At 68.1% G+C, this 8,851-nt stretch carries 10 protein-coding genes and 2 pseudogenes; 7 read left to right on the forward strand and 5 right to left on the reverse strand.

Going from position 1 to position 8,851, the window contains the following annotated elements; all coding sequences use genetic code 11:
• Positions 1 to 1,076: PE-PPE domain-containing protein (locus tag ACRDU5_RS13675; protein WP_526615109.1), on the forward strand; the 1,076-nt coding region annotated here is incomplete at its 5' end.
• Positions 1,077 to 1,087: 11 nt separating this feature from the next.
• Here ACRDU5_RS13675 and ACRDU5_RS13680 read toward each other — a convergent pair.
• Both ACRDU5_RS13680 and ACRDU5_RS13685 read right to left on the reverse strand, forming a co-directional pair.
• A complete protein-coding gene (locus ACRDU5_RS13680; RefSeq protein WP_526615110.1) occupies positions 1,088 to 1,402 on the reverse strand; it encodes a hypothetical protein in 315 nt (104 codons plus the stop codon).
• Between the two features lie 48 nt (positions 1,403 to 1,450).
• Positions 1,451 to 1,762 (reverse strand): hypothetical protein, encoded by a 312-nt coding sequence (locus ACRDU5_RS13685; RefSeq protein ID WP_526615111.1) that lies wholly within the window; start codon positions 1,760 to 1,762, stop codon positions 1,451 to 1,453.
• 101 nt (positions 1,763 to 1,863) lie between these two features.
• Here ACRDU5_RS13685 and ACRDU5_RS13690 point away from each other — a divergent pair, with 101 nt between their 5' ends.
• Both ACRDU5_RS13690 and ACRDU5_RS13695 read left to right on the forward strand, forming a co-directional pair.
• The gene (locus ACRDU5_RS13690; RefSeq protein ID WP_526615113.1) at positions 1,864 to 2,535 is read left to right on the forward strand and encodes a DUF5642 family protein; all 672 of its coding nucleotides are present in this window, start codon (positions 1,864 to 1,866) and stop codon (positions 2,533 to 2,535) included.
• Between the two features lie 28 nt (positions 2,536 to 2,563).
• On the forward strand, positions 2,564 to 3,229 hold the full coding sequence (locus ACRDU5_RS13695; protein WP_526615115.1) for a DUF5642 family protein: 666 nt from the start codon (positions 2,564 to 2,566) through the stop codon (positions 3,227 to 3,229).
• A gap of 4 nt (positions 3,230 to 3,233) precedes the next feature.
• Here ACRDU5_RS13695 and ACRDU5_RS13700 read toward each other — a convergent pair whose 3' ends face one another.
• Both ACRDU5_RS13700 and soxR read right to left on the reverse strand, forming a co-directional pair.
• A complete protein-coding gene (locus ACRDU5_RS13700) occupies positions 3,234 to 3,836 on the reverse strand; it encodes an alpha-ketoglutarate-dependent dioxygenase AlkB (protein ID WP_526615116.1) in 603 nt (200 codons plus the stop codon).
• Positions 3,837 to 3,868: 32 nt separating this feature from the next.
• Positions 3,869 to 4,300 (reverse strand): redox-sensitive transcriptional activator SoxR, encoded by a 432-nt coding sequence (soxR, locus tag ACRDU5_RS13705; RefSeq protein WP_526615117.1) that lies wholly within the window; start codon positions 4,298 to 4,300, stop codon positions 3,869 to 3,871.
• Positions 4,301 to 4,347: 47 nt separating this feature from the next.
• Here soxR and arcA point away from each other — a divergent pair, with 47 nt between their 5' ends.
• The gene (arcA, locus tag ACRDU5_RS13710; protein ID WP_526615118.1) at positions 4,348 to 5,556 is read left to right on the forward strand and encodes an arginine deiminase; all 1,209 of its coding nucleotides are present in this window, start codon (positions 4,348 to 4,350) and stop codon (positions 5,554 to 5,556) included.
• An 81-nt stretch (positions 5,557 to 5,637) separates the two neighbouring features.
• On the opposite strand, the gene ACRDU5_RS13715 is transcribed toward arcA, so the two are convergent.
• The gene (locus tag ACRDU5_RS13715; RefSeq protein WP_526615119.1) at positions 5,638 to 7,182 is read right to left on the reverse strand and encodes a dolichyl-phosphate-mannose--protein mannosyltransferase; all 1,545 of its coding nucleotides are present in this window, start codon (positions 7,180 to 7,182) and stop codon (positions 5,638 to 5,640) included.
• A 25-nt stretch (positions 7,183 to 7,207) separates the two neighbouring features.
• On the opposite strand from ACRDU5_RS13715, the gene rsmI reads away from it, so the two are divergent.
• From rsmI to ACRDU5_RS13730, 3 genes and pseudogenes are all read left to right on the forward strand, one after another.
• A complete protein-coding gene (gene rsmI / locus ACRDU5_RS13720; protein ID WP_526615120.1) occupies positions 7,208 to 8,044 on the forward strand; it encodes a 16S rRNA (cytidine(1402)-2'-O)-methyltransferase in 837 nt (278 codons plus the stop codon).
• A gap of 12 nt (positions 8,045 to 8,056) precedes the next feature.
• Positions 8,057 to 8,695, forward strand: a pseudogene (locus tag ACRDU5_RS13725) (alpha/beta fold hydrolase); the annotation flags it as partial.
• Between the two features lie 60 nt (positions 8,696 to 8,755).
• Positions 8,756 to 8,851: pseudogene (locus ACRDU5_RS13730) on the forward strand (IS607 family transposase); the annotation flags it as partial.

Genomic DNA, 8,851 nt, shown 5'->3' on the forward strand with positions numbered 1-8,851 from the left:
TGCGTAAGAACGGCGGCATCTTGGCACGAGGGTTCGAGGGCCAGACCATTCCGGGATTGGGCATCACCTTCCACGGGGGCACCCCGACGAACAGTCCTGTCGTCGATCCTGGCGGTCCAGGTCCCGAAGACGACGTTTATGCCTACCCGACCACCGACGTCGCACAGCAGCACGACTTGCTCGGCGGCGACGCCCCCGCCGTGCCGTGGAATGTGTTGTCCTGGCTGAACTCGGGAGCCTCCTACGCCCTCCTGCACGGCGACGTTCCGAACAGGTCTATCGCCGGGGTGGGCGACCCGGCCGACCCGAAGGTCATCTATCAGGACACCGTGGGCGACACCGACTATTACATGATCACGGCACCGCTTCTGCCGATGTTCATGCCGTTGGAGATGGCCGGCGTTCCCGGACCGCTGTTGGCGGTGGTGGACGCTCCGGCGCGGGTTTTGGTCGAGTGGGGGCATTACCACGGAACCAGCCCAGGCCAGCATGTGCAGTTCCAGCTGCTGCCCGAAACCGACCCCATCACCATGCTGGTCAACCTTGCCGTCTCCGTCCCGGTCGGCATCGACGACGGCCTGCAGGGAGCGGGGCTCGGTCGGGCACTCGGTACCGACGATGTCTACCGTCCGTTCGGCGTGGGTGGTCAGGCTTATGACAAGACGTCCGGACTGCCCGTTGATGATGAGACCGCACCGCTGAATGCGCTGGATGCCGTACCACTGAATGTCGCGGCGGCGCCCGACCCGGGGCCGCCCGTGGCGCTGGCCGGTGACACACCGGAGATCAACCCCACGCCGGAGATCAAATCCACGCCGCAGGAGACCGAGCTGGAGAACGACGCACCGGAAGGGAACGCTCCTGCGGAGAGCACCAAGCCGCGTCCGCTTCGGGACGTACTGCGCCTCCCGATCCAATTCGATCGGCCTGACCGGCCGGCCACTCGCCAGAACGGTCAGAACGGCGATGGGCCGTTGCGGCGGGTGATCAACGCCCTGACCGGGCAGCGGCCGGATCCGACACCCGAACCGGCCAGTGACGACAAGCCGAAAGAAAGTGAGCAGCCGGCCGCCTAAGCCCGACGGCGTCAGCAGGACACGTCGACGAAGACGGTCCTGCCCGTCACCGTGGTGACGGTGTGGTCGCCGGCCCCGGGAACCCCGGAGTCCATCCGGGAGTAGGTCTGACCGGGCCGAACGGCGCTCACCGAGCACGTGTCCAGTGCGGCGGTGCCGACGCGGTTCACGATGACGTGGTAGCCCTGCGAGCGCAGGTTGGCGATCGTCGAGTCCACCGACGACGGTCCGGACGGAGCGGCATTGGCGGTTGCGGCGAAAGCCGTTGCGGCAGCGGCCAGTGCACTTGCGGCAAGTGTGCCGATGCCGATCTTCTTTATTGTCATGCTCTGGAGTGATCGCCCAGGGCATGACCGTTACATACGAAAGCTGGATCAGACGTCGCAGTTGAGCGAGACGGTGATCGATCGGCTGACCACCACGGTGACGGCCTCGCGGTCCTTGCCCTTGCCGACCCAGAACGTCCGCGTCACCTCCTGCGGATTCCGGACACTGGTGACGATGCACTCGCCGAGGGGAGCGTTGCCCACCCGGTCGATGACCACGTTGTAGCCCTCGGCTTCCAGCTGGCCGATCGTCTGGTATGCACCACCCGGCGCAATGGGTTGCGCCGTTGCCACACCTGCCGGGGCGAGCACCACACTTGCCGCCGCGATTCCCGCTGCCACGCTCCAGGCTGCACGCATGCCAGCCTCCGTCCTGCCAGGCCCCACCTATACAAGTCATCGTTCGCGACACCCGAATCGTTGCCGGGGGCTTCCGAACGTTCGCTGTGGTATCAACGGGCGTGCGCCGCTTCGCACTCATCTCAACGACGGTGCTGCTGTGTGTGGCGGCCTGCGGCCAGACCGGCGGCCCGACGTCGGGGACGCCGACGACGGCGTCGAGCCAATCGGCCCAGGTCAATCCGGCCAATATCGCGCGGGTGCGCGGCGAGCTGCCCGCCGGATATGAAGTCGCCGACGTGTCCGGTCCGGCCTCGCCCGTCGCGTTCTGGGGCTTCGGACCCGGCTGGGTGACCGACCCGCCCGGGTGCGGAGCCCTGGCCAGTCCGGTGCCCGACGGGGCGGCGACCAGCGGCTGGTCCGGATCCGGGCCCGGCGGCATCGTTTACGCCGTGGCGACCGGATCCCCGCCGGCGCGCATCGAATTGGATCCGGCGGTGGTGGCCGAATGCGGGCAGTGGACGGTGATGTCCGGGCAAACCACCGGCGCCGTGAGCCTGATCGAGGCACCGAGCATCGACGACGCCGCCACCGTCGGCATGTCCACCGTCGCCACGACGGTCGTGGAGGGCGGCACCGAAACAACCTCGACGGCAAGCACGTTCAGCGCATACCTCGGCGACTACCTCGCGTTCGTCACTGTAGTCACCGATCCCGGATCGCCGAATCCCCCGCTGGGCCAGGACTTCGCCGCCGCATTGCTGGCCGAAACGGTGTCCGCGTTACGCGGTTGAGCGCCCGCCGTTGGGTACATTGACGACGATGCTCAACCCGAGGGCGGTGTTCGCCGTCGCATGCGCCGGCGTACTCGCCGCGTGCGGCTCCGGCGACTCGTCGGATTCCGAAACGCACGCCGATATCGCCAACGTCGCCAGTGTTAAGTCGACGTTCGGCCCGCAGTTCGAGGTGAGCAATGTCGCACCGACCGGTATCGACCCACGCCTGCTCGCGCCGCAGACCCTGCCGCAGGGCATGAAGTTCGAACCCGCCGACTGTGCGAAGTTCGCGAGCGAGCAGGTACTGCCGTCGGGGTTGAAGGGCAACATGGCCGCGACCTCCGCTGAGGGCGAAGGCAATCGCTTCATCGCGATGGCCGTCGAGACGTCCGAGCCGGTGCCGTTCAACGATCCCGGACAGGCCTGTCGGAAGGTGGGATTCGGCGGCGGTGCGGTGCGCGGCATGGTCGAGGTGGTGGAGGCACCGCGGATCGACGGTGTTCGCACGCTCGGCACGCATCGGGTGCTGCAGACGGACGTCGGCGGCAAGCCCCGCACCGGTGAGCTCTACAACTACGTGGCCAGTTTCGGCACCTTCTTGGTGATCGTCACGGCGAACCCGCTGGTGCTGCCCGACAAGCCGGTCGCGCCGGTCAACACCGAGCGCGCCCGCGAGCTGTTGACCGCATCGGTGGCCGCGGTCAGGGGCTGAGGGCTCAGCGCACGCCGCGCGGGCGGAATTGAATGCTGATGCGTGGGCCGGTCGGTCTGGTCGTCTTCGGTACCGAGTGTTCCCAGGTGCGTTGACACGACCCGCCCATCACCAGCAGGTCGCCGTGGCCCTGCGGTAGCCGTAGCGACGCGCCGCCGCCGCGCGGGCGCAGCGCGAAAACCCTTGCCGCGCCGACGCTGACGATGGCAACCATGGTGTCTTCGGTGCTACTCCGCCCGATGGTGTCGCCGTGCCAGGCGACACTGTCGCTGCCGTCGCGATACAGGCACAGGCCCGCGGTGGTGAATGGCTCGCCGAGCTCGGTGACGTAGGTGTCGCTGAGTCGCAACCGCAGCTCCTCGATCATCGGATGCGGCGCGGATTCGGTCGCCAGGTCGTGGAAGCTGACCAGTCGCGGCACGTCGACCACCCGGTCATACATCTGCCGGCGCTCGGCGCGCCAGGGGACGCCGGCGCACAGCGCCTCGAAGAGCTCGTCGGACAGCGGGTCGCCGAGCCAGCCGGAATGGACATCGATCCACGCGCCATTGCCGAGGTCGCGGCGTTCGGCGTGCTCGAAGAGCGGAGCCTGGACTGGCATTGTCACCCGCCGAGTGTATCGCACATGCGTTCGAAAACTCAGAGCCGGACCGCCCCCGGGCCCTGCCCGGCCAGCACGTCGCTGGGATTGGACAGTGCGCAGGTCTTGAGGCTCAGGCAGCCGCAACCGATGCAGCCGGTGAGGTTGTCGCGCAGCCGTTGCAGGTGCACGATGCGGTCGTCGAGGTCCTGGCGCCAGCTCGCGGAGAGCCGGCCCCAGTCCTTGCTGGTCGGGACGCGGTCGGTGGGCAGAGTGGCCAGCGCCTCCCGGACCCGGGCCAGCGGAATGCCGAGCCGTTGCGACATTCGGATGAACGCCACCCGGCGCAGCGTATCGCGGGCGTAGCGGCGTTGGTTGCCGGACGTGCGACGGCTGACGATCAGTCCCTCGCGTTCGTAGAAGTGCAGGGCGGATACGGCCACACCGCTGCGGTGGGCCATTTCGCTCGGCGTGAGCTCGTGGGTCTCCATACACCTCAACTTAAGTTGAGGTGACCGATCGCGCTACCGTGCTAGGTGTGTCCGAGACCACGCTCGGGGTGGACTCCGAGGTCGGGGAGTTGCGGGTTGCCATCCTGCACCGGCCGGGCGCCGAACTGCAGCGGCTCACGCCGCGCAACAACGACGCGCTGTTGTTCGACGGGCTGCCCTGGGTGGCGAAGGCCCAGCAGGAACACGATGCGTTCGCCGACCTGCTGCGGTCGCGCGGCGTCGAGGTGCTACTGCTGTCCGACCTGTTGACCGAGGCGCTGTGCAGTGGCGCGGCCCGCATGCACGGGATCTCGGCCGCGGTGGATGCGCGACGGCTGGGAATGCCTCTGGCGCACGAGCTTTCGTCATATCTACGGACACTGGAGCCGGCCGCTTTGGCGCATATCCTGACGGCCGGCATGACGTTCACCGAGCTGCCGGTCGCCGGCGGCGAGCTGTCACTGGTCCGCCGCATGCACCACGGTGGCGACTTCGTGATCGAACCGCTGCCGAACCTGTTGTTCACCCGCGACTCCTCGTTCTGGATCGGCCCCCGGGTGGCGATCACGTCGCTGGCGCTGCCGGCCCGGATCCGCGAGACATCGCTGACCGACCTGATCTACGCGCACCATCCACGCTTTCTCGGTGTCCGGCGGGCATACGAGTCGCGGTCCGCACCCGTCGAGGGCGGTGACGTGTTGCTGCTGGCTCCCGGTGTGGTCGCCGTCGGGGTGGGGGAGCGGACGACGCCGGCCGGGGCGGAGGCCTTGGCGCGCAGCCTGTTCGACGACGATCTCGCCCATACCGTGCTGGCGGTGCCGATCGCCCAGGAGCGGGCGCAGATGCACCTCGACACCGTCTGCACGATGGTCGACACCGACGCCGTCGTGATGTACCCGAAGATCGTCGACTCGTTGTCGGCGTTCACCATTCACCGCAATGGAGACGGCGGGGTGAAGATCGACGACGAGGCCCCGTTCCTGGAGGCCGCGGCGAATGCCATGCAGATCGAGAAGCTACGGGTGATCGCGACGGGCCTAGACCCCGTCACCGCCGAGCGTGAGCAATGGGACGACGGCAACAACACGCTGGCGCTGGCCCCTGGTGTGGTGGTGGCCTACGAGCGCAACGTCGAAACCAATGCGCGGCTGCGAGATTCGGGCATCGAGGTGCTGCCCGTCGCGGCGGGTGAGCTCGGCACCGGCCGCGGCGGCCCACGCTGCATGTCCTGCCCCGCCGGCAGGGACCCTCTGTAGGTGTCGCCGATTTCTGCATCAGGGCTGTGGTCGCCCGTCGAATCACGACCATGGTGCAGATTTCGCGCAAGGATGGAAGAACTACCGCCAGCTGGGCAGCCAGATCTGCATGTTCCATGTCTGCTGCGATATCGGTAGGCCGGTGAGGATCGGATACAGCCAGGCGAAGTTGGTAATGACAACCGCGAGATAGCAACTGACGACGATGAGCCCGAGCGATCTTCGCTCGGCGCTCTGATTCGGCTGATGCAGAACGTCTCCTAGGATCATCGCGATCGCCAGCACCAGGAACGGCGCCATCGTGGACGCGTAGAAGAAGTACATCTGCCGGTCGATGTCGATGAACCACGGCAGGTAGCCGGCGAAATAGCCGACCAGGATTGCGCCATACCGCCAATCCTTCTTGACGAAGGCCCGCCACAGCGCCCAGCCCAGCACGGCCACCGCGAGGAACCACATGGCCGGGGTTCCGACCAGCATCACGGCCTTGACACACGACTGCGTCCCGCAGCCGGGGACGTTCTCCTGGGTGATTGCATACAGCACCGGACGCAGCGACATCGGCCACGTCCACGGCTTCGACTCCCACGGGTGATGGTTGCCATCGGCATTGGTCAGCCCGGAGTGAAACTTGTACACGCCGTACGTGTAGTGCCACAGCGAGCGCACCGCGTCCGGCAGGATCCCGTCGGGCCCGATCGACCGACCGGCCTCATAGCGATTGGTGCCGGTCTCGGAGGCGAACCACGGCGCATAGGACGCCAGGTACACCCCGAACGGGATCAGTCCCAGCGCATAGACGGCCGGGCCGAAGTCGCGCCGCAGCGCACCCAGCCACGGCCGCGGCACCCGGTACTGCCGACGTGCGGCCACGTCGAACGCCAGCGTCATCAGTCCGAAGAACACCACAAAGTAGAGCCCGGACCACTTTGTGGCACAAGCCAATCCGAGCAACACGCCCGCACCGAACCGCCACCACCGAACACCCAGCCGCGGACCCCACGGGGTTTCGCCGATGCGGCCCTCGAGCAGCGCGATGTGCAGGCGCTCGCGCACCTGGTCGCGATCCACGATCAAGGCGCCGAACGACGCCACCACGAAGAACGCCAGGAACCCGTCGAGCAGGGCGGTGCGGGAGGTGACGAAGCTGACCCCGTCGGCGATGATCAGCAGCCCCGCGATGGCGCCCACCATGGTCGACCGGCTCATCCGCCGCGCGATCCGAGCCACCAGCGCGACCATGATGACGCCACACACCGCGCCGCTGAACCGCCAGCCCAGCCCGTTGTAGCCGAACAGTGCCTCGCCGATCGCGATCAGTTGCTTGCCGACCGGCGGATGCACGACGAGCCCGTAGCCGGGGTTGTCCTCCAGGCCGTTGTTATGCAGGATCTGCCAGGCCTGCGGCGCGTAGTGCTTCTCGTCGAAGATCGGGGTGCCGGCGTCGGTCGGTGAGCCGAGATTGAGGAAGCGGGTCAGCGCCGCCAGCGCGGTGATGATCGCTGTCATCGTCCAGCCCTGCAGCCGGTCGACGGGCCCGAAGTCGGCGACGGGCACCAGCGGTGCGGGGCTGATGACGGGGACCGAGCGCGCGGCCGATGGCGATTCGGTAGCGGGGGCGGTCACGCCTCTAGATCGTAGGCTGTGCGGAATGAGCCCTGGTCGGTTGTTGCTGGCGGCCACCCCGCTGGGCTTGCCGACGGATGCCTCCGCCCGGCTGATCGCCGCGCTGGGCAGCGCCGATGTGGTCGCCGCCGAGGACACCCGGCGGGTCCGGACGCTGGCGCAGGCCCTGGATGTCCGGATTGCCGGCAAGGTGGTCAGCCTGTTCGACCAGAACGAGGCGACGCGGGTTCCGGGGCTGGTCGAGGCGATCAGGGGCGGCGCGACGGTTCTTGTCGTCAGTGACGCGGGCATGCCCGTCATCAACGATCCCGGCTACCGGCTGGTGGCCGCCTGCGTGGACGCCGGGCTGCCGGTCGGCTGCCTGCCCGGCCCATCGGCGGTGACGACGGCGCTGGCGGTGTCCGGGCTGCCTTCGGACCGGTTCTGCTTCGAGGGCTTTCCACCGCGCAAGCGGTCGGCGCGCAGGACGTGGCTTGGCGGCCTGGTGGCCGAACAGCGGACCGCCGTGTTCTTCGAGTCACCTCGGCGGCTGGCGGCCTGCCTGCACGATGCCGTCGAGGTGCTGGGCCCGGACCGGCGTGCGGTGGTGTGCCGCGAGCTGACCAAGACGCACGAGGAGGTCGTGCGCGGCTCGCTGGCCGAGCTCGCCGACTGGGCGGCCGACGGGGTGCTCGGCGAGATCACCGTTGTGCTGGCCGGCGCGCAGCCGCGTGCCGACCTGGAGACGCTCGTGGCGGAAGTGAACCAGCTCGTCAACGACGGCATGCGGGTAAAGGACGCCTGCGCTCAGGTGGTCGCCGCGAATCCCGGCGCACCGTCGCGGCGTGACCTCTACGATGCGGTGTTGCGCTCACGCGACTGACAGGGAGGCTTCGTGGCATTGCCTGCGCTCGTGCTCGTCCATGGCGGCGCGCACGCCGCCGACTGCTGGGACCTCACCGTCGGTGAAATCCACCGCCTGGCACCGGAATTGACTGTGCTGGCAGTCGACCTACCCGGCCGGCGATCGAAGCCGGGAAACCTGGAGACCGACACCATCGCCGATTGGGTGGACTCCGTCATCGCCGATATCGAGGACGCCGGGCCGGACGATGTCGTCATCGTTGGTCACTCCCTGGCGGGGGTGACGGTTCCAGGGGTGGTGACCAAGCTCGGGGCGTCGCGGGTGCGCGAGATGGTCTTCGCTACCGCGTTCGTCCCGCCGGAGGGCACCGCGGTGGCGGACACGCTGGCCGGGCCGCTTGCCGGGTTGGCGCGTCGTGGTGCGAAGAGGGGCACGCCAGGCGAGCTGTATCCGGCGATGGCGAGGTTCGCCTTCTTCAACGGAATGTCGCGTGCCCAGCGCCGATTCATCGCCGGCAGGCTGTGCGCGGAGTCCGCGCGAATCCCCGCGGAGAACGTGTCCCGGCGTGACATGCCCGACGAGGTGCCACGGACCTGGATCCTGACCACACGCGATCGCGCCCTTTCGGTCGGATCGCAGCGCAGGAGCATCGCGGCGCTCGGCGGGGTTAGAAACAGCTGCGGTCTGAGTGATCGGTGGTTGTCGGTGGTGTGCTGTAGGAACAGATACATGAATTTGGCGTCGTGGGCTGAGCGCAACGGTGTTGCGCGCGTGACCGCGTATCGCTGGTTCCGTGCGGGCTTGCTGCCCGTCCCGGCGCGTAAG

This window comes from Mycobacterium sp., assembly GCF_050701515.1.
Classification (GTDB): Bacteria; Actinomycetota; Actinomycetes; order Mycobacteriales; family Mycobacteriaceae; genus Mycobacterium.